This window comes from Kribbella sp. NPDC050820, assembly GCF_040653975.1.
Taxonomy (GTDB): Bacteria; Actinomycetota; Actinomycetes; order Propionibacteriales; family Kribbellaceae; genus Kribbella.
Window position 1 is genome coordinate 30,407 of record NZ_JBFAHB010000065.1, and the last position, 21,018, is coordinate 51,424.

A 21,018-nucleotide genomic window follows, 5' to 3' on the forward strand; every position below is an offset into this window, starting at 1 on the left:
TTCAGCGTAGTAACCGCATAGAGTTGCCGGCATGCCGAGTCTCACCGTCGCCGGCGCCCGAACCCGGGCCGCCGCACTCTCCGTCCACTCGTACGACGTCGACCTCGACCTGACCCAGGGCGAGCGGACGTTCGGATCGACCACCACGATCAGCTTCGCCGCCACCAGCACGACGACGTGGGTGGACGTGAAACCGGACGAGCTCGTCTCGGTGATCCTGAACGGCACGGCGGTCGACGTCGCCGGACTGACCGACGGCCGGCTCGAGCTGACCGGGCTGCAGCCGGAGAACGAGGTCGTCGTGGTGGCCTCGATGCTCTACTCCCACGACGGTGAGGGGCTGCACCGCGCGGTCGACGCCGCCGACGGACTCGCCTACACCTACGCGATGTCGTTCCTCGACGCCGCGCCCCGGATCTTCGCGTGCTTCGACCAGCCCGATCTCAAGGCGCCGTACCGGATGAAGGTCACCGCGCCGGCCGAGTGGCTCGTGCTCGGGAACGGCGCGGCCACCCAGGTCTCCCCCGGTCGGTGGGAGCTGGCCGAGACGCCGCCGCTGTCGACGTACTTCGTCACCGTGGTGGCCGGGCCGTACCACCAGCTCACCGACTCCCACGACGGGATCCCGCTCAGCGTGGTCGCCCGGCAGTCGCTCAAGGAGGCGCTGGAGCGGGAGGCCGAGGACATCTTCACCGTCACCAAGCAGTCCTTCGACGAGTACCACCGGATGTTCGGCTACCGGTACCCGTTCGACGAGTACCACCAGGCCTTCGTGCCGGAGTTCAACGCCGGCGCGATGGAGAACCCGGGCTGCGTGACCTTCCGCGACCAGATGGTGTTCCGCTCGGCCGTGACCGACGGCGAGCGCAGCAACCGGGCCCGGACCGTCGTGCACGAGATGGCGCACCAGTGGTTCGGCGACATCGTCACGATGGAGTGGTGGAACGACCTCTGGCTGAACGAGTCGTTCGCCGAGTACATGGCGCACCGGGTGTCGACCGACGCGACCCGGTACACCGACAACTGGATCGACTTCGCCTTCATCCGGAAGTGGTGGGGACTGCAGGCCGACCAGCGCTCGTCGACGCACCCGGTCGCGGCCGACCCGGTCAAGGACGCCCTCGCCTCGCTCGACGACTTCGACGGCATCTCCTACGCCAAGGGCGCCGCGGTCCTCAAGCAGCTGGCCGCCTACCTGGGTGACGACGTCTTCCTGGCCGGCGTCGGCGCGCACATCCGGTCGAACGAGTTCGCCAACGCGACCTTCGCCGACCTGGTCGCCAAGTGGACCGAGGCCGGCGCGACCGACCTGGACACCTGGGCCCGGAACTGGCTGCGCACCCCCGGCCTGGACACGATCAGCGCCGCGCGGACCGAGTCCGGCATCGTGCTGCGCCGGGTCGCCCCGGCCGAGTTCCCGGCCGAGCGCCCGCACAAGCTGACGGTCGGTGGGTACGACGCCGACGGCCGCAGTACGGCGGTCGCCGTACTGCTGGATGCGGACGAGGTGGCGGTCGCGCTCGACCCGTCGGTCGCGGTCGTGATCCCGGACGCCGCGGACGACACGTGGGCCAAGATCCGGCTCGACGCGGACAGCCTGGCGAACCTGCCTGCCGTGCTGCCGAAGATCGACGACGGCGTGACCCGGGCCGTCGTACTGAACAGCATCCGGGACGCGGTCGCCGACGCGGAGCTCGACCCGAAGCTCGGGTTCGACGTCCTCGTCGGGATGCTGCCGGACGAGACCAGCGACATCGCGGTCTCCACGATGGTCGGCTGGGCCAACACCCACCTGCTCGGCATCTACCTGCCCTACGAGCCGTACCGCGGCCGGTTGGCCGAGACTCTCGCGGCACGGCTGCGCACGGCGCCGGCCGGCAGCAGCCTGCAGCTGTCGGTGGCCCGCGGGTACGTGCGATTCACCGAGGAGGTCGACGTACTCAAGGGCTGGCTCATCGGCGCGGGTGTGCCGGAGGGGCTCGCGATGGACGCCGACCTCCGGTGGACCGTCCTGCTCCAGCTCGCCCGACTCGGCGCCGCCGGGCCGGCCGACATCGACGCCGAGCTCGAGCGCGACACGTCGTCGGAGGGCATCGTGCATGCGACCCGGTGCCGGGCCGCGCTGCCGACGGCGGAAGCCAAGGAACAGGCCTGGGCGCTGATCACGACCGACGCCGACGTCGCGAACTACGAGCTGTACGCCGCGTGCGAGGGCTTCTGGCATCCGGGTCAGGTCGAGCTGACCGCGCCGTACGTGGACCGGTTCTTCGCCGAGATCGGCGGCACCGAGAAGCTGCGGTCGGGCTGGGTGGTCGCCCAGAGCGCGAAGCTCGCGTTCCCTCGCTACGCCGTCGAGCAGCAGGTCGTGGCGCGCGCGTCGGACCTGGTCGCGGACGACTCCGTGGCGGCCGGAATCCGGCGATCCGTCGGCGACGGCGTCGACGATCTGACCCGCGCGCTGGCGGTCCGTTCGGCCTTCGGCGGCTGAAGCGAGTCGCGGTCACACCGTGTTGTGACTAATGTGACTGGTGTGATCACAAGGACCCTTGTGAGCAGGCAAGATGTGATTTCGTGACGTAACCTCCACAATGACCGCGCGGCACGGCGCGCCGGTCTTGGTCAGGCAGCACGTCCCGGGAGAGACTGTCGAGAACCGCACAGGAGAACAAAGGCAATGCGCGAGGCGAGGCTCGTCGGTCTGAGTCAGGATGGCAAGCAGCTCATCCTGGCGATGGCAGAGACGGGTGAGGAGTTCGCCGTCCCGGTCGACGACCGGTTGCGTGCGGCCCTGCGCGGCGACCGTGCCCGACTCGGCCAGCTGGAGATTCAAATGGAGAGCGCGCTGCGCCCACGAGACATCCAGGCTCGTATCCGCGCCGGCGAAAGTCCCGAGGCGGTCGCTGCGGTCGCCCAGATGCCGATGGAACGTGTGATGGCGTTCGCCGGTCCGGTCCTGGCCGAGCGGGACCACATCGCGAGCCTCGCGCAGCGCGCGTCCGTCCGGCGCCGCGGTGGCGGCGACGCCCCGACCCGCAACCTGGGCGCGTGGGTGACCGAGCGGCTGCGCACCCGCCAGGTCGACCCGGCGTCGGCCGAGTGGGACGCGTGGCGGCGCGACGACGGCCGCTGGGCGGTCCGCGTCTCGTACTTCGTCGAGAGCGCCGACGAGGCCGAGCAGAAGGACGAGAAGACCGCAATGTTCGCGTACGACGCCCCCGGGCGGTACGCGGTCCCGGACGACGACGAGGCCCGGTGGCTGGTCGGCGAGCAGGCGCAGGTAGTGCCGCCGCCCGTGCAGCCGCAGCCCGGTGAGCGCCGGCTCTCGGCGGTCGCCGACATCGACATGTCCATCGCGCCCGACCACGGCGCCGACAGCTACGAGGCGGGCTTCGAGGACACGGTCAGCCTGCCGCGCAGAAACCAGCCGGTTTCCCGTGAGCCGGTGCGCGAGACCGTGCGTGAGACCAGGCGCGAGACCACGGCCCGCGAGAGTGGTCCGCGCCGGGTGCACTCGGTTCCGGATCCGGACACCGAGCCGACGCTGATCGACGTACCGATCGAGCAGCCGCCGACGCTGCGCCCTGCGGTGCGCGCCGTCGAGCGCCCGACCGAGCTCCCCGTCGAGGCCGCCTCGCTGGCGCCGCCGGAGGAGCGTCGTACGCCGCCCCCGGTCGAGGACCGCGAGGCCGCGCCGGTTGTCGAAGAGCCCACTCCGCCACCGGCAGAGCCGGAGCCTGAGCCCGAGGCTGCGCCTGAGCCGGTCACCGCGACTGCGGAAGAGACCCAGGCCGAGCCCAAGAAGAAGCCGGCCCGCCGTAACAACAAGCGCGCCAGCGTCCCCAGCTGGGACGAGATCATGTTCGGCAAGAAGGCCGACTGACCCGGCCCGCAGGCTGGTTGACACATCACGGACAGTTGTCCCAGATGGCGGACGGTGTTTGGCATCGGACCGGGGCTCTGCCATGATCTTCGGCATGCAGATGCTGTGTTGTTGCTGTTGTCGCTGACGCGCGCCGTCTCCGGCGCACGAGGCCCTGTCCTTTCCGTGGCCCGCCCGCCGACACCAGCACTCACAGGATCTTCCGCACATGAATCTCCCGGCCTTCGCCGACCTGCTCGCGTCCCGCGGCCTCCGGCTGCTGCCCGGTTCGCACGCCGTCCCGGTCGAGCTGCTCGTACAGTTGCCTGACGCATCGATCGCCCGGTTCACCGCGCGCGGCACCACGCTCCGGCTCAGCCGCTACTCCCCTGACGCGCTGACCGCGATCACCATCGCCGCCGAGTGCGGCTGCGGCGACCACCACCCGCAGACCGGCCCGACCCGCGTGACGCTCAGCCGGTACGCCGTACCGTTCGACGAGCGCACGATCGACGGCGAGCTGCTCTTCGGCTGGCAGTCCCACGAGGCCGGCCTGCTCCGCCTCCCCGACGCCGCCACCCACTTCTTCACCCTCCTCGCCGACGCCCCAACCCCCGAGCGCGTCCTGGTCGGCGTCGCCTGACAGCGACCTTGAGAACCCACCGACCATCTCAGCCGCCGAAAAGTGGTCGGTGGCTTCTCAAGGTCAGGGGTGGCGGGTGTCGTAGTGGCGGCGGGCGGCTTCGACCTTGGCGAGGTTGGGTGACCACTCGGCGAGCGAGTGGAACAGCGGCGCGAGGCTGCGGCCGAGGTCGCTGATCTCGTACTCGACCCGCGGCGGGACCTCCGGGTAGTACGTGCGCAGTACCAGGCCGTCGCGCTCGAGCTGCCGCAGCCGCTGGGTCAGCACCTTCGGCGTGATCACGCCGATCCGGCGCTCGAGCTCGACGAACCGCTGCCGGCCGAACTCGTTCAGCGTCCACAGGATCGGCGTCGTCCACCGGCTGAACACCACGTCGACCACCGGCGCGATCGGACAGGCCTGCACCGGGTCCACCGGTGTGGCGTCGACCACAATCAACCTCCTATCCCAATACTTTCCTCTAGGTACCTAGTATGCCCAGGCAAGTAGCGTCCTCGTCAGATCCCACCGAACGAGGAGCGAACACATGATCGTGGTCACTGGTGCAACCGGAAACGTCGGACGCCCGCTGGTGGAGGCACTCACCGCCGCCGGCGAGCAGGTACGCGCGGTATCGCGCAAGGCGACCGGCTTCCCGGCCGACCTGACCGAACCCGAAACCCTCAAGCCCGCACTTGAGGGAGCCGACGCAGTCTTCCTGCTGACCTCCCCCGACTTCCTGGCGCGCGGCAACCTCGGTGACGTCATGGACGTCGTTCGCGGCGCCGGCGTCGAGCGGGTCGTACTGCTGTCCTCCCAAGGCGTCGGCACGCAACGCCACCCCTCCGGCCTGGAGGACGTCGTGAAGACGTCCGGCCTCGAGTGGACGATGCTGCGACCGGGCAACTTCGCCTCGAACGCCTTCCAGTGGGCCGAGTCGGTCCGCACCCGCCGCCTGATCGAGGCGCCGTACGGCGACATCGCGCTGCCCGCCGTCGATCCGTCGGACATCGCCGAGGTCGCTGCCGTCGTACTGCGCGAGCCCGGCCACGCCGGCGCGACCTACACGCTGACCGGTCCGGAGCCGGTCTCACCACGACAGCAGGCGGCCGCGATCGGCGAGGCCGTCGGTGAGCCGGTGCAGTTCGTCGAGCTCAGCCGCGCGGACGCACGGAGCCGGATGCTGACCTTCATGCCGGAGCCGGTCGTCGAGTCGACCCTCGACATCCTCGGCGAACCGACCGCCGAAGAGCAGCGCGTCAGCCCGGACGTCGAGCGGGTGCTGGCTCGCCCGGCCCGGTCATTCGCGAACTGGGCGACCCGCAACGCGCCTGCGTTCAGATAGCCGGACGAGCGGCAGGAAGACCTCGTCGAGCAGGGTCTTGAATTAGTAACACGCTTGGTTTAACTTAATCGCGCAGCTGCCGAAGCGTGTACTTCCGGACCGCCACCTGGAGGTTTCAGCATGACCAGACGCCTGCTCGCGGGGTTCCTCCCTGCCCTAGTACTGGCCGGCGTGCTCGTCGCGCCTGCCGCCCAGGCCGCCACGATGTACCCGAGCGGCGTCGGCGCCGACCTCGGACCGACCCCGACCACGCTCGGCGTGCAGCCCGCCGCGGGTGACGATCCCGCCGGGCTGCAGACCGGCACCGAGCTGGGCCGCAGCTTCTGGCGCACCAACCAGGCGGCCAACACGAGCTACTTCGAGTTCGACGTCGACCGGGACTACGTCGACGAGATCGGCACCGAGGACGTCCTGGTGACGGTGACCTATCTCGACCGCGGCACCGGCACCCTCGAGCTCCAGTACGACGCCGCCGACAACCCGCAGGCAGACGCCGAAGACCTCCAACTGGCGGACACCGGCCAGTGGCAGACCGGCACCTTCGCGCTCACCGGCATCGGCTTCACCAACCGCCTCGGCGACGCCGACCTCCGCCTCTTCGGCAGCGCGGACATCACCATCTCGAGCCTCCGGATCAGTACGGCGGGCGCCGCCGTACAGCTCGGCCAGTCGCCGATCCAGCAGGGCATCACCCCGCGAGTCGGCGACCGGCCCGAGAACCTCGTCACCGGCGTGCAGGACGGCCGCCCGTACTGGCAGACCGACCGGACCGCACCGTCGCCGGGCACGAACTTCTTCTACATGAACGTCGCCGACACCTACCTCTACGACAACCGCAGCCTCGTCCTGGTCAGCGTCGACTACTTCGACGAGGGCAACGGCCAGTTCGGCCTGCACTACGACTCCCCGGGCGAGACGATCCCGGAGAAGTTCAAGAACTCCGAGGTCGTCCGCTACGGCGACACCAGGACCTGGAAGACGCACACCTTCGCGCTCCCGGACGCCGTGATGACCAACCGCTCGAACGGCTCCGACTTCCGGATCCACAACGGCGACGGCGCGGTCGACCTCAAGGTCGCCGCGGTCCGGGTCGCCAAGGTCGCGACCACGCTCGACGTCACCGAAGGCCTGCTCGACCTGATCGACGAAGCCGCCCGGACCGAGAAGGCCGCCCGGGAAGGCACCCGCGACGGCCAGTACCCGGCCGGCAGCCGAGCCACCTTGCGTGCGGCGATCGACGAGGCCCGAGCGATCGCGGCCACGCCGGGCGTGACCGACGTGCAGGTCAAGGAAGCACTGCGGAACCTGCAGGCGAAGCTGGATGCCTTCCAGCCGATCGACACGAACTTCGCCCCGGACGGTACGGCGACCGCGAGCAGCGGCACCGGCGCGACCAACGTCAACGACCGCGACCACAACTCGGCCTGGACCAGCGGGCCGGGAGACTCCTGGCTGCAGCTCGACCTCGGCAAGCCGCGTCGCGTCAACGACGTCCGCGTGGAATGGGCGCAGGCCTACTCCCCCGAATACACCGTCCAGGTCTCGAACGACGGCACGGCCTTCACCGCCGTCGGCCGGACCGGATCGCCAGGCGCCAACCAGTTCAGCAAGACCCGCTTCGCCACGACCGCCGCGCGCTACGTCCGGGTCGCGATGACCGGCGCCGATTCCTTCGTCGTCAAGGAGCTCCAGCTCCGCGAGTCCCCGGTCGTCACCCCGGAGCCCCGCCTTGTCCAGACGGTCAAGCCGACCGAGGACGGCGTGATCGCGGACCTCGACGCCACCGAGTACGGCGCCGACCGCAGCGGCCGCCGTGACTCGACCAAGGCGATCCAGCAAGCGATCTACGCCTGCCAGGACGCAGGCGGCGGCACGGTCTGGCTGCCTGCCGGTCACTACCTGGTCAGCGACACCGTCGAGGTGCACGCCTTCTGCACCCTGCGCGGCGACATCGACCACACGGTCGTCGTCGCGAACCTGCAGAGCGGCGACGACGGCCCGAGCCTGTTCCGGATCGGTGGCAGCGCCGGCGTCCTCGGCGTCACCACCTTCTACCCGAACCAGAACGCGACCGACCCGGTCCCGTACAACTACACGTTCGAGATCCCCGGCGGAGCCTGGATCGGCAACGAGAACTACATGATGGCCACGGTCGCGGACGTCACCATGCTGAACTCCTACCGCGGTATCGGGATCAGCACGATGCCCAACGACCGCGGCAACGCGCCCAGCTCCGGCCAGGTGCACGAGTCGTCGACGATCCGCAACGTCCGCGGGACCGCCCTGCTCGAAGGCGCCCGCGCGTACAACGGCGCCGACGTCGGCACCTGGGAGAACGTTGCGTTCAGCAACTCCGTCTGGGCGTCGGCGCCGGCGAAGTACAACGCGCCGTCGCGGCAGGCCCTCGACGCCTGGACCCGGGCGCACGGCACCGGCCTCGTCCTCGGCGACCTCGAGTGGGACCAGTTCCACCGAATCACGCTGTCCGACTACCGCGTCGGCATCCACGTCGTGGCCGGCCAGCGGGCCCAGTTCACCGGCAGCTTCCTGCAGCCCGACGTACGCCGTACCGACATCGGCATCCTCGTGGACGTGATGGACGACCGCTGGGGCATGACGCTGGCCGCCGGCCGGGTCGAGGGCAGCGAGCACGCGGTCCTGAACAACTCCCGCGGCTACGTGAAGATCACCGGTACGGCGCTCACCGGCGCGGTCGACGGAATCGTCCACCGGATGTCGGGCACGGCGCCGACGTACCAGACCGAGCCGCTTCCGAAACCGAAGCAGGCCCTGAACGTCGTCGACGCGCCGCACGGCGTCGGATACCTCCCGGCAGCCGACGCGACGAGCGCAGTGCAGAAGGCTGTCGACAAGGCCGGGCGAGCGGGCGGCGGCATCGTCTACCTGCCTGCCGGGTGGTACCGGATCAGCACGCACCTCACCGTCCCGTCGAAGGTGGAGCTGCGGGGTGCGTCCGCCGTACCGAACCGGGACCAGTCCGGGGCGAGTGGCGGGACCGTCCTGCACGCCTTCGAGCGGAACACCGAGACGGCTTTGATCACGCTGAAGCAGCAGGCGGGTGTGCGCGGTCTGCGCGTGTTCTACCCGGACAACAACCCGGGCCGCGCCGAAGGCGTCGTCGCCTACCCGTTCGCGGTCCGCGGGCACGCCGGCGGCAACTACGTCATCAACGCCGGCTTCCCGAACACCTGGAACGGGATCGACCTGCGCGGTGACGACATCGTGGTCCGCAAAGTCGCGGGCGCGTTCTTCGACCACGCGATCAAGCTCGGCCCGGGCCGCGACGGCCGGATCGAGGGCGTGCTGTCCAACGGCAACGCGGTCACCCGGGTCGGCTACCAGCAGCCGTACTGGATGAACGAGGGCAACATCTTCGAGCTCGTCATCGACAAGTACATGCGCAAGACCGCCAAGATCGTCACCGTCGACGGCGCGACCGGGCTGACGCTGCTGAACGTGTTCGCGTACGGCTTCCACGACGGGCTCGTGGTGAACAGCGGCCAGGTGGACGCCTTCAACCTCGGCACCGACAACCTCGGCGCCGACGGCTACACGGTGAAGGTCGTCGGCGGCGACGTCGAGGCGACCAACCTCGCCCGTTACAACGGCATTACCAGCACCGGCCCGGTCACGTTGCGGAACGTGATGGTGATCAACGTCGTCCAGCGGCGCGTCTCGGTCGCCGCCAACGGCCCCGGCTCGGTGAAGATCGCCGGCAACGAGTCCGAACCCGGGACGTACGAGGTCGGCGCGCAGGTCACCGTGACTGCGAGACCAACATCGGATAGCGTTTTCCAGAACTGGACCGTCGACGGTGTGGTGGTTTCGGCCGAGACGTCGTACACCTTCACCGTGAGCACGGACCAGGTACTGACCGCGAACTTCACGTAGGAGCGAGATGGCTGACGCTACGAACCACCAGGTCGCGATCGTGGGCTGCGGCATCATCGGCCGCACCCACGCGGACACCGTCGCCGAGCGGCCGGACGCCACCGTGACGGCCCTCGTCGACGGCGACGCCGCCGCCGCGGCGGCGCTGGCGGCCCGGCTGAAGGAGGCCGGGCACCCGGAGCCCAAGGTGTACGACGACCTGTCCGCGGCGCTGAGCGGGTCCGACATCACGCTCGTCGCGATCTGCACCCCCAGCGGGACCCACGCAGCGCTGGCCGAGGAGGCGCTGAACGAGAAGAAGCACGTCGTCATCGAGAAGCCGCTCGACGTCGACCTGACCCGGGCGCGGCGCCTCGGCGCGGCCGCCGCCCGGGCGGCGAGCCACGGCCTGGTGTCGTCGGTGATCAGCCAGCACCGGTTCGACGCGGGCAGCGCAGTGGTCCACGACGCGATCCAGGCCGGCCGGTTCGGCCGGCTGACCTCGGCGGTCGCGACGGTCGCCTGGTGGCGCAGCGACGAGTACTACGCGTCGGCCGGCTGGCGCGGGACCTGGGCGCAGGACGGCGGTGGCGCGCTGATGAACCAGGGCGTGCACACCGTCGACCTGCTGCTGTGGTTCATGGGCCGGCCGGTCAACATCCAGGCCCAGGCGCTCCGGGCGGCGCACCACGAGATCGAGGTCGAGGACACCGTCGTCGCGACGCTGACGTTCGAGTCCGGCGCCGTGGCGACCCTGCACGCGACGACCGCGGCCTTTCCTGGTGGCCGGACGCGGGTGTCGGTGCACGGGACGCAAGGCGGCGCCGAGGTGGAGGACGACCTGCTGCGGCGGTTCAACGCCGACGGCTCGACCGACGAGACCCCGGTCGACGTCGGCCCGCCCGGCAAGCACAAGGCGCAGTACGACGACATCCTGCGAGCGATCGCGGACGGCGGCCGGCCGGGTATCACCGTCCAGGACGCGATCGACGCGCTGGCCACGGTCCGGGCCGTCTACATCGCCTCGACGCTCCAGCGCCCGGTGAAGTTCATCGACGTGCTCGAAGGCCGCTACGACGACGTGGAGGTCTCCCGCGGCATCGGTCTGCCGCCCAGCTAGGCGCCAGGCTCCCGGTCGTTGAGGATGCGCTGGTAGAGGTTGCAGTCCCGCCAGGCGCCCGCGATGTGCAGGTAGGTGGGCGCCATGCCGATCTGGACGAAGCCGGTGCGCTGGAGAACGCGTTGCGAGGCAACGTTGTTCGTCAGCGTGCTGGCTTCGACCCGGTGCAGCTTCAGCTCGGTGTCGGCGATCTCCAGGGCCGTCTCGACGCCGCGGGTCATCAGGCCGCGCCCGACCGCGTCAGCCGCGAGCCAGTAGCCGAGCGCCGCGCTGCGGAACGGTCCGGGCACCAGGTCGTTGAGCGTGATCGCACCGATGATGCGGTCGCCTTCGGCGAGCACCCACGGCACGGTCCGGCTGTCCTTGTACCGCTCCAGCTGGCCGGTCAGCTTCTCCCGCTGCCCGGTCACGGTGAACCAGCTGTCCGGACGGTCGGGCTCCCACGCCTTCAGGTAGTCCCAGCTGCGGGTGTAGGCGTCAACGAGGCCTTCGGCGTCGTCCAGACTTGCGATACGGAGCTGTACGTCGGCGGTGAGTGAGCGGGGTGAAATCACTTCGGCAGCCTACGCGCCTGACTGGACCCACTGACCCGCGGTGTGAACGCGTCGTGGAAGATCGTCGACGCGGCGCCGACAGCGGCCGCGTCGGTCTGCAGCATCGACTCCTCCACCGCGACCGGCCGGGTCTCGCGGGCCACCGGATGCGCGTTGACCGCGCGGCCGATCTCCGCCAGGAAGACCTCCGAGATCTCCTTGCCGAACGCCGGCCCACCGAGCACCACCAGATCGATATCGAGCAGGTCGACCAGTCCGACCGCGCCCTGACCGACCACCCGGGCGATCCGCGTGACCGCCTTCACCGCCGCCTCGTCACCGTCGGCGGCAGCCTTGCACACCGCCCGGTACCGCTTGGCCTCGTCGGTGGCGCTCGCGTCGGTCTCGACGTACCCGTACTCCGCCGCGATCACCGGCAGTGAGGCGGTCGGGTTGCACTCGGGCAGCATCCGCGGCCCGTCCTCGGCGTCCCACTCCCCCATCCGCAGCGCCGCGACCTGGCCGAACTCGCCGGCGTTCGCCGTACCGCCGCGGTAGATCGAGCCGTTCAGGATCAGGCCGCTGCCGACGCCGGTGCCGAGGTAGAGGTAGGCGAAGTCGCGGTCCCGGGCCGAGCGGCCGATCCAGCGCTCGCCGATGGCGGCCGCCGTACCGTCCTTCTCCACCAGGACCGGGTGGTTGAGCTTCTGCTGGAGCAGGTGCCGGATCTTCAGGCCGCGCCACGCCGGCTGCAAAGGCAGGGCAAGCAGCGTGCCGTCGGCGTTGATCGGACCCGGTACGGCGACGCCGACACCGAGCATCGAGTCGAGGTCGACCTGGCTGATGCTGAGCGCCGCGGTCACGGTCGCGGCGGTCAGGTCGACGAGCTTGTCGGCGCTCAGATCGTCCGCCAGCTCGACGGTCTCCCGGCGGACGATCGTGCCGTCCAGGTCCACCACCGCGACGGTGAGCAGCTCAGGATCGATGTGGATGCCGACCGCGTGCGCGGCGTTCGACCGCAGCCGGACCGGCGTCCGCGGCTTGCCCAGTCGCTCGGCCCGCTCCTGCGCCTCCTCGACCAGCAGTCCCTGCTGCAGCAGGATGCGCAGGATCCGCGACACCGACTGCTGGGTCAGCCCGGTCCGGCGGGAGATCTCGGTCCGGCTGATGGTGCCGGCCAGCCGGATCGTCTCGATGATCACGGCCTCGTTGAACGAGCCCAGGTCGTACTGGTTCGCGCCCGCGCGCCGCAGGTCCTGTTCGTCCGGCACCACTGCCCACCTCCCCGTTCCTGTCCGTGACTAGCCGAGATCGTACTGCGGGAGAGCAGCTGTCACGGCGCTTCCAGGGCCCCGTCGATGCGTCGTACGCCGGCTGCCCACTCGTCGTGTCCGGACAGTTGCGCGGGATAACGGGCCGCCGCCTCGAGGTCGATGTCGATGCCCCAGCCGGGCGCGTCGTTCGGCGTCAGCCAGCCCTCCACGATCCGCAGCGTGCCGGGGAACACCTCGTGCGTCGCCTCGTTGTAGAGGTGGCCCTCCTGGATGCCGAAGGCAACGGAACTGACGTCGAGCGCGACGTTGGCCGCAGCGCCGATCGGCGACGTGTCGCCCGGGCCGTGCCACGCCGTACGGACGCCGCACAGCTCGGCCAGGTCGGCGAGCTTGCGCGCCGGGGTGAGCCCGCCGATGTCGGACACGTGTGACCGGATGAAGTCGACACCGCCGTCACGGACCAGGCGGACCGCGTCGCCCATCGAGGTGGTCAGCTCGCCGACCGCCAGCGGCACCGGCGACGCGGCGCGCACCTCCGGCAGGCGGTCCCAGTGCTCCGGCGGCAGCACGTCCTCGAGGAAGAACAGCCCGTACGGCTCGAGCGACCGTGCCAGCAGCACCGCTTCCTTCGGCGTCAGCCGCGAGTGCACGTCGTGCAGCAGCTCGATGTTCGCGGGCAGCGCCGAGCGGCCCTCCTCGAACAGCTCGGGCGTCGTGCGTAGATAGTCCCGAGCCGACCAGCCGTTGTGGTACGGCGAGTTCGGGTACAGCGTGTCCATCCGCGGAGCGCCGTACCCGCCGCCGCCCGGGGTCGACATCTGCAGCCGGATGTGCCGCCAGCCCTGCGCGACGAACTTCTGCGCCTGGTCGAGGGTCTCCTCGATCGTCCGGCCGCTGGCGTGGATGTAGGTGTCGGCCGCGGCCCGGACCTTGCCGCCGAGCAGCTCGTACACCGGCATGCCGGCCCGCTTGCCCGCGATGTCCCACAGCGCCTGGTCGATCCCGGAGATCGCGTTGTTCGTCACCGGCCCGCCGCGCCAGTAGCCGGAGAACCCGGCCAGCCGGATCAGGTCGCCGATGTCCCCCGGGTAGCGCCCGACCAGCAGCCGGGCCAGGTGCTCGTCGACGAACGTCTGCACCGCCTTCCACCGCTGGGTGAACGTGGCGCAGCCCAGGCCGTACAGTCCCGGCTCGGTGGTGTCGACCTTCACCACGACCAGCGGGATGCCCTGCGGCGCGGTGACGATCGCCTTCACCTCCCGGATGCGGACGTCGTCCCGGACCGGCCAGGGCTGGTCGAAGTTCGAGGGCATTCAGATCTCCAAGGGAAGGGTCGGCAGGTCGAGCTCGTGGCGGGCCTGGAAGCCGAGCACGCTCCGGGCCGGGGTCAGGTCGATCGGCACCTCACGCCCGCCGAACCGCCGCAGCCGCGGCACGTCCGGCGCGAAGGCGTCCAGCAGGGCATCCGTCTCGTACGGCGCGTTCGTGGTGTTCGCGGCGACCAGAAAGCTGTGCGCCCCGGACAACGGCGCCGTCAGCCCCAGCTCGATCGCGTACGCCGCGTCCCGGGTGTCCAGGTAGCTCCAGCCCTCGCGGACGGCACCCGCCGGGTTGTCCCGGTGGCCGTCGGCCTGCCGCCGCAGGACATCGGCGGAGTTGACGTGCGGGAACCGGAACGCGACCACGTCGATCCCCCAGTGCCGCCACGCCATCCGGGCGGTGTTCTCGTCGTTCTGCTTCGACAGCGAGTACCAGTCGCCGACGTCGGAGGGCATCGTCGTGTCCAGCGGGAAGTACGCCGGCAGCGGTTGGTGCGGGTTCATCGCGACGCCGTACGCGTTGATGCTGCTGGCGATGACCGCCCGCTTCACGCCGAGCGCGCCGGCCTGGGCGAGCACGTTGAACGTGGACACGACGTTGCCCGAGTACACGTCGTACGGCGAGCCGGCGTCGCGATGCGCGAGCGCGGCCAAGTGGACGACCAGGTCGACGCCCTCGAGCGCGCCGGCCACGTCGTCCTCGGACCGGGTGTCGCCGATGATCACCCGGTCGGCCTTGAGCGACGGGTCCTCGACGATGGTCAGCGCGGTCACCACCGCACCGAGATCGGCCAGATGACCGACGGTCACCGATCCGATCCGGCCCGCCGCCCCCGTCACCAGCACCCGCCGGCCGTTCAGCGTTGTCACTCCTTGATCCCTCCCGACATCCCGACACCTCTCAGGAACTGCTTCTGGAACACCAAGAACAAGATCACCGGGATCAGCACCGCCAGGAACAGCGCGCTCATCTGCAGCGAGATCTCGGTGGTCTCGGCCACCCGCGGCAGGGCCACCGAGATCGGCTGCAGCCGGGGGTCCGGCAGCACCAGCAGCGGCCAGAGGTAATCCTTCCAGGAGCCGATCACGGTCAGCAGGGCGACCACCCCGACGATCGGTTTCGACAGCGGCAGCACCAGCGACGTGAACAACCGCAGGTTGCTCGCGCCGTCGATCCGGGCCGCCTCGATCAGCTCGCGCGGGATCGAGTCGAAGTACCGCTTCATCACCAGGATGTTGAACGCGCCGGCCGCCTGCGGCAGCCAGACCGCCCAGAAGGTGTTCTGCAGGTTGAACCCGAGCACCGGCATCTTCAGGATCGTCAGGTAGAGCGGCACGAGCGAGATCACTCCAGGCAGGAACAGCGTCGCGAGTACGGCGCCTGTGACCACCGGTCCCCACTTCGGCCGCAACACACTCAGCACGAACGCGCCCGTCGTACACACGAACAGCGTGGACAGCAGCGAGCCGATCGCGATGATCGCGGTGTTGCCCAGGTACGAGCCGATCTGGACCCGGGTCCAGGCGTCGGGGATGTTCTGCCACTGGATCCCGGACGGCCACAGCTGCATCGGGCCGCGCAGGATGTCCTGGCTGGTCGACAGGCCCGACTTGAGCAGCCAGAGCAGCGGGCCGACACCGGCGATCAGGACCCCGATGAACAACAGCACCTGGATCGCCGGCAGGCCGTAGCGGATCAGGCCCCGCTTCCGGTCCGCAACGGAGATGATCCCGCGTTCGTGACTCATGTGATGCTCCAGCGCCGGGTCAGGAAGTGGTAGACGACCGACAGCACGCACAGCACCCCGGCCAGCAGCACGCTGAGCGCGGTCGCGGCGCCGAAGTCGCCGTTGATGAACGCGTACCGGTAGATCAGCAGCAGGATCGTGGTGGTCGCGTTGTCCGGGCCGCCGCCGGTGAACAGGAACGGCTCGGTGAACACCTGGAACGTGCCGATCAGCTGCAGCAGCATCATGATCAGGATGATTCCGCGGATCTGCGGCAGCGTGACGTGCCAGACCCGCTTCCAGATCCCGGCGCCGTCCAGCTCGGCCGCCTCGTACAGCTCGGTCCGGACCCCGGTCAGCGCGGCCAGGTAGATGATCGACGTGGCGCCGGCCCCGGCCCACGTCGCCTCCAGCACGATGGCCGGCATCGCCAGGTCCGGCGAGTTCAGCCAGGCGAACGGCCCGATCCCGAACCAGCCCAGTACGGCGTTGAACACGCCGGCGCCACTGGGGTCGTAGAAGAACTTCCACAGCAGGATCGCCGCCACCGGAGGAACCACCGCCGGCAGGTAGGACAGCACGTTGTAGAGCCAGCCGGTGCTGCGCAGCTCACTGATGAACACGGCCAGGAACAGCGGGACCGGGAAGCCGAAGATCAGCGCGAGCAGCGCGAAGTACAGCGTGTTCACCGCCGCCTGCGGCAGCTGCGGGTCGGTCAGCACGTAGCTGAAGTTGGCCATCCCGACCCACTCCGGCGTGGTCACCAGGTTGTTCTTCTGGAAGCTGAGCACCAGGCCGCGGACGATCGGGCCCCACGAGAAGTACAGGAACGTCAGCACCAGGGGCAGGGCGAAGATGATCGCGCTCAGCCCGCCGGAGCGGTACCAAGTGGCCAAGAAATGGACACCGCTCCGGCTGGGCTTCGGCGTACGTAGCAGCGACATCGGGTTACCGGGCCAGGCGGGCGTCGATCTTCGATGCGGCGTCGGTGAGCAGCTTGTCGATGTCCGCGTCCTTCTTGGTCAGCACCTGCTGGACCACCGGGTCGAGCAGCGCGTAGACCTCCTGCGCCTTGTTCGACGGCTCGGGAATCAGCTTGAGCGTCTTGGTGGACTCGACGTAGCCCTTGAACTGCTCGACCGGGACGTTGTTGTACGGCTGCCGCCAGCCGTTGTAGCGGTCGTAGGTCTCCTGGCTCAGCGGCGTGATCCCGGGCCGGCCGACGAAGCCCTTGTCCGCGATGGTGTCCTTGGCGTTCTGCACCGCGAGCTGTTCGTCGGTGTACTTGTCGAACTCCTGCGACTTGATCCACTTCAGCGCGGCGACGATCTCGTTCTTGCTCGCCTTCGGGTTGATCATCTTGATCGAGCCGCCGGTGAGCGTGCCGTGCGGGCCGCCGTCCTGCGGCAGCGCGGCGTGGCCGTAGTCGGCCGGCTTCATCCCGAAGTTCTTCACGCACATGTCGTAGGCGTCCGGCGCCTGCAGGACCATGCCGATCTTGCCGGCCGCGAAGTCCTGCCGGACCTCCTCCTGGTTGTAGAGGAAGTTGCTGCCCATCGTGTTGTCGGTCCAGCGCATGTCCTTCAGCAGCTGCAGCGCCTTCTTGGTCGGCGCGTCGTTGAAGGTGCTCTTCTTCCCGTCCTCGCTCTGGACCGAGCCGCCCATGCTGTAGGTCATCGTGGTCAGCATCCAGCCGCCGGTGTTGTCCTTGGTCAGCTGCGCGTACCCGGCCTTGCCGGTCTTCTCGGTGATCTGCTTCGCGAACTGGCGGACCTCGTCCCAGGACGCCGGCGGCTTGTCCGGGTCCAGTCCGGCCTGCTTGAACAGGGCCCGGTTGTAGGCCAGCCCGACCGAGAACACGTCGATCGGGACGCCGTAGATCCGGCCGGCGTCGTCCTGGACGATCTTCAGGACCTCGGGGTTCAGGTCCTTGGTCAGGTCGACCAGCTTCAGCTCGTCGGTGATGTCCGGGAGTTGCTTGTTCGGGATCATGTTGGCCGGCTCGGTGAAGCTGATGTTCATCACCGTCGGCAGCGAGCCACCCGCCACCTGCGCCTGGAAGGTCTGCGCGTCCCACTTGGTCTCGGTCGACTTCACCGTGATGTTCGGGTGCGCGTCCATGAACTTCTTGATGTTGCGCTCGAACGCGGCGATGTCGTTCGGCTTGTCCGGGGTCGGGCGGTCCCCGATCGTGATCGTCACCGGCGCGTTCTCGTCGATCGCGCCGCCGGCGTCGGCGCCGGGCGTGGTCCCGTCCGCACAGCCGGCCACGGCGAGCACCAGTCCGGCCAGCCCCAGCCCGGCGCCCCACCTGCTCACTCTCGTCATCGGAACTCCTCAGGTTTCCGGAGGCCGCCGGTGTGCTCTGAGCCACACACCGGCCAGGTCCCGAGTAAGTTAAACCAAGCGTGTTACTTTCTCAATTGTCAGCGAGGTACCGATTTGGACAGTGGTGTCTCAGAGGTCGCCGAGGGGCATGAACTTGGGTGTCTGGGTGTCCGCGAGGAAGTCGAGAAGGAGGCGATTCACCAGGTCGGGCTTCTCCAGCGGTACGGCGTGCGAGCCGCCGGGGATCACGGCGAGCTGCGCGTCCGGGATCGCCCTGGCCAGGTCCACGTTGTGCTCGATGCGCACGCAGTCGTCGTCGCCCTGCATGAGCAGCACGGGCATCGGCAGGTGCTCCAGTTCGGCCGGCTCGATGTCGGGGATCGAGGTCCACATCCGGGTCCACTTGGCGAAGACCGTGCCGAAGTGGTCGGGACCGTCCGGCGACAACCGCTCGTAGTCGTCCTTGGCGATCCCCTCCAGCCGCGCGAGGCCTTCGGGTGTCGTCATCAGGCGGTCGTTCGCGGGCGTGCCGCCGGCCCGGGTGAGCTCGGTGCCGATCATCACCAGCTTGCGGACCAGGTCCGGTCGGCTCAGCGCCATCCGCACCGCGACCTTGCCGCCATCGCTCCAGCCGACGACGTGCGCCGTACCGAGGTTGAGCGCTGTCATGAACGCGATCAGGTCTGTGGCGTAGCCGTCCATCGTCGCTGGGCCCTCGGTGTCCGGGGTCCGGCCGTGCCCGCGGCGGTCCGGCACGAAGACCCGGTACCGCTCGGCGAGCGCCGGCACCTGCGCCGCCCAGCTCTCCCCCGTGGTCGCGCCGCCATGGATCAGGACGAGCGGCTCGCCGTCGCCCGCGACCTCGTAGTACGTCCGCAGTCCCCCGGCATCGACGTAATCACCCATGCCCACATCATCCGCCGACTGAACAAGTTCGACTTTGGGCCATGACCGAAACCCATTTGTGAGCTAGCCTGGTCGAGGCAATTACGGGCCTGACCGAAACGGGTGGTTGACGTGATTCCTCGGCGAAGAGTCCTCCAGCTCGCGGCGGCGGCCGGTGGCGCGGCGCTGTGGCAGGGCGAGACCGCGTACGCCGCGCCACCCCGTGGGACCGTCACCGACCTCGGCCCGGCCAGCGTCACCACGCCGCTGGGCAACGCCGACTTCGCCGGTTCCGTCCTGTACGCCGGGACCCGCGGGCTGGCGCCCAACGTGGTGGGCTCGTACGACCTCGGGCAGGACCGGGTCACGGCACACTTCGACATCCCGACCGGGATCGGGATCTGGGCGATGTGCGCGGTCGGGACTGACATGTACGTCGCCACCCACGGCCAGTCCGACCTCTACCGGCTGGACACGATCACGGGCCAGGTGACGAAGGTCGGCAGCTACGCCTGGCCGTACATCTGGAACATCGCCTCCTCCCCCGACGGCAAGGTCTACCTGGCGATCTCCGACCCGGGCCGCGTGGTCGAGTACGACCCGGCCACCGGGGTCAGCCGCGACCTCGGCGAGATCGTGCCGGGCGAGGCCTACGCCCGCAGCGTCGCCGCCGACGAGACGACCGTGTACGTCGGGATCGGCCCGCACGCGCACCTGGTGGCGATCGACCGGGTGACCGGCGCGAAGACCGCGATCCTGCCGGCCGAGCTGGCCGACCGCGACTTCGTCGCCAGCATGCACATCTCGGACACCCACCTCGCGGCGGGCATCTCGTCGAACGGCGAGGCGCTGCTGCTGTCCAAAGACACGCCGACCGACTACCGAGTGATCGCGGCAGCCGGCGAGAAGTACATAACCTCAGTGCTCCTGCACGACGAGCACCTGTACTTCGCCGGTCGGCCTACCGGCATGCTCTACCGCACCCCGATCGCCGGCGGTGAGATCGAGCAACTCGGCATCGCCCAGCCGGAGGCAGCCACCCACCGCCTGCTGTCCCACGAGGGCAAGGTGTACGGCGTGCAGGACGGAGCCGTGTTCGTCTTCGACCCGGCGACGCACGAGCTCGGCTTCGTCAACCTGGTGCAGCGCGGCTTCAAGGCCGCGCCCGAGCAGCCGATGTCCGTGCACTCCGACGGGAAACGCGTGTACGTCGGGGGCAAGGGCGGGGCCGACGTCCACGACCTGGCGGCCGGCACCAGGACCCGGCTCGGCATCCCGGGTGAGCCGAAGACAGCGCTGACGATCAAGGACACGACGTACCTCGGGGTCTACACGCAGGGCCTGCTGTACGCGCACAGGCCGGGCGAGGAGTCGGCGCAGCTGATCGGCAAGACGGGCAACCAACAGGACCGCCCGCGCGACCTCGCCTACGACCACGCGACCGGGCTGATCGCGATGACGACCCAGCCCGAGCCCGGCCAACTCAACGGCGCGCTCACACTGCACTCACCACACACCGGCGAATGGACGACGTACCGCGGTGTCGTCCCCCGGCAGAGTCCGTACGCCGTCGCCTGCCACGCCGGCGTGGCCTACCTCGGGACGAACATCCAGGAAGGACTCGGCCTGCCGCCGGAGACCACGACCGCTCGGCTGGCCGCGTTCGACCTTCGCCGCCGCAAACTGCTCTGGCAGCTCGAGCCCGTCGCCGGCGCCGCGGTCATCCCCGGCCTCGCCTACTCCTGCGACCACCTCTACGGCATCACCAGCAGCGGCTGGGTCTTCGAGTACGACGTACGCCGTCGCAAGGTCACGCGGACAGTCAGAGCAGGCACGAAGGGGTCCGACCTGCATATCGTCGACGGCACCGGGTACTCGACCGACGGGAACGCCGTCCACGCCATCGACCTCGAGACGTTCACGGTGACGCCGTTCGCGAGCGGTCTGGCCGCCGAGTGGTTCGGCGGGGAGCCGAAGCTCGCGGTGGATCCACGCGGCTCCGCGCTGTTCACAGTCCAGGCCCGCAACCTCGTGCGGATCCAGCTGTAATCGGTGATGGCGCCCGTGGGTCAAGCAGCAGCTCTAGCAGTGGGTCGTCGGACGGCAGATGGCCGT

At 69.5% G+C, this 21,018-nt stretch carries 16 protein-coding genes; 7 read left to right on the forward strand and 9 right to left on the reverse strand.

Annotated features, from left to right (window positions below; genetic code table 11):
• Positions 1–31 precede the first annotated feature (31 nt).
• The 3 genes from pepN (at position 32) to AB0H36_RS37165 (ending at position 4,502) form a co-directional block, all read left to right on the forward strand.
• A complete protein-coding gene (gene pepN, locus AB0H36_RS37155; RefSeq protein ID WP_360534733.1) occupies positions 32–2,488 on the forward strand; it encodes an aminopeptidase N in 2,457 nt (818 codons plus the stop codon).
• Positions 2,489–2,674: 186 nt separating this feature from the next.
• Positions 2,675–3,880: a septation protein SepH gene (sepH, locus tag AB0H36_RS37160; protein ID WP_360534735.1), complete on the forward strand. Its 1,206-nt coding sequence runs from the start codon at positions 2,675–2,677 to the stop codon at positions 3,878–3,880.
• Positions 3,881–4,088: 208 nt separating this feature from the next.
• Complete coding sequence (locus tag AB0H36_RS37165; protein WP_360534737.1) at positions 4,089–4,502, forward strand: hypothetical protein; 414 nt, start codon at positions 4,089–4,091, stop codon at positions 4,500–4,502.
• A 63-nt stretch (positions 4,503–4,565) separates the two neighbouring features.
• On the opposite strand, the gene AB0H36_RS37170 is transcribed toward AB0H36_RS37165, so the two are convergent.
• Positions 4,566–4,934 (reverse strand): helix-turn-helix domain-containing protein, encoded by a 369-nt coding sequence (locus AB0H36_RS37170; protein ID WP_360534739.1) that lies wholly within the window; start codon positions 4,932–4,934, stop codon positions 4,566–4,568.
• Positions 4,935–5,028: 94 nt separating this feature from the next.
• Between AB0H36_RS37170 and AB0H36_RS37175 the strand changes: the two genes are divergently transcribed.
• The 3 genes from AB0H36_RS37175 (at position 5,029) to AB0H36_RS37185 (ending at position 10,837) form a co-directional block, all read left to right on the forward strand.
• Positions 5,029–5,826 (forward strand): NAD(P)H-binding protein, encoded by a 798-nt coding sequence (locus tag AB0H36_RS37175; protein ID WP_360534741.1) that lies wholly within the window; start codon positions 5,029–5,031, stop codon positions 5,824–5,826.
• 120 nt (positions 5,827–5,946) lie between these two features.
• Positions 5,947–9,738, forward strand: coding sequence for a glycosyl hydrolase family 28-related protein (locus AB0H36_RS37180; RefSeq protein WP_360534743.1), 3,792 nt, complete (start codon positions 5,947–5,949; stop codon positions 9,736–9,738).
• A gap of 7 nt (positions 9,739–9,745) precedes the next feature.
• Positions 9,746–10,837 carry a Gfo/Idh/MocA family oxidoreductase gene (locus AB0H36_RS37185; RefSeq protein WP_360534745.1) on the forward strand — a complete coding sequence of 364 codons (1,092 nt, stop codon included), beginning with the start codon at positions 9,746–9,748 and terminating at the stop codon, positions 10,835–10,837.
• Here the strand turns inward: AB0H36_RS37185 and AB0H36_RS37190 are convergent.
• The 8 genes from AB0H36_RS37190 to AB0H36_RS37225 all read right to left on the reverse strand — a co-directional run bounded on the left by AB0H36_RS37190 (position 10,834) and on the right by AB0H36_RS37225 (position 18,924).
• On the reverse strand, positions 10,834–11,391 hold the full coding sequence (locus AB0H36_RS37190) for a GNAT family protein (RefSeq protein ID WP_360534747.1): 558 nt from the start codon (positions 11,389–11,391) through the stop codon (positions 10,834–10,836). The genes AB0H36_RS37185 and AB0H36_RS37190 overlap by 4 nt on opposite strands.
• On the reverse strand, positions 11,388–12,641 hold the full coding sequence (locus AB0H36_RS37195; RefSeq protein WP_360534749.1) for an ROK family transcriptional regulator: 1,254 nt from the start codon (positions 12,639–12,641) through the stop codon (positions 11,388–11,390). The genes AB0H36_RS37190 and AB0H36_RS37195 overlap by 4 nt, the downstream gene beginning before the upstream one ends.
• A gap of 62 nt (positions 12,642–12,703) precedes the next feature.
• Positions 12,704–13,957 (reverse strand): enolase C-terminal domain-like protein, encoded by a 1,254-nt coding sequence (locus AB0H36_RS37200; RefSeq protein ID WP_360534751.1) that lies wholly within the window; start codon positions 13,955–13,957, stop codon positions 12,704–12,706.
• Positions 13,958–14,833: an NAD(P)-dependent oxidoreductase gene (locus AB0H36_RS37205; RefSeq protein WP_360534753.1), complete on the reverse strand. Its 876-nt coding sequence runs from the start codon at positions 14,831–14,833 to the stop codon at positions 13,958–13,960.
• A complete protein-coding gene (locus tag AB0H36_RS37210) occupies positions 14,830–15,711 on the reverse strand; it encodes a carbohydrate ABC transporter permease (protein ID WP_360534754.1) in 882 nt (293 codons plus the stop codon). The genes AB0H36_RS37205 and AB0H36_RS37210 overlap by 4 nt, the downstream gene beginning before the upstream one ends.
• A complete protein-coding gene (locus tag AB0H36_RS37215) occupies positions 15,708–16,586 on the reverse strand; it encodes a sugar ABC transporter permease (protein WP_360534756.1) in 879 nt (292 codons plus the stop codon). The genes AB0H36_RS37210 and AB0H36_RS37215 overlap by 4 nt, the downstream gene beginning before the upstream one ends.
• A 52-nt stretch (positions 16,587–16,638) precedes the next feature.
• Complete coding sequence (locus AB0H36_RS37220; RefSeq protein WP_360534758.1) at positions 16,639–18,018, reverse strand: extracellular solute-binding protein; 1,380 nt, start codon at positions 18,016–18,018, stop codon at positions 16,639–16,641.
• Between the two features lie 129 nt (positions 18,019–18,147).
• Positions 18,148–18,924: an alpha/beta hydrolase gene (locus tag AB0H36_RS37225; RefSeq protein ID WP_360534760.1), complete on the reverse strand. Its 777-nt coding sequence runs from the start codon at positions 18,922–18,924 to the stop codon at positions 18,148–18,150.
• A gap of 111 nt (positions 18,925–19,035) precedes the next feature.
• Here AB0H36_RS37225 and AB0H36_RS37230 point away from each other — a divergent pair, with 111 nt between their 5' ends.
• Positions 19,036–20,952: a hypothetical protein gene (locus AB0H36_RS37230; protein ID WP_360534762.1), complete on the forward strand. Its 1,917-nt coding sequence runs from the start codon at positions 19,036–19,038 to the stop codon at positions 20,950–20,952.
• Positions 20,953–21,018 lie beyond the last annotated feature (66 nt).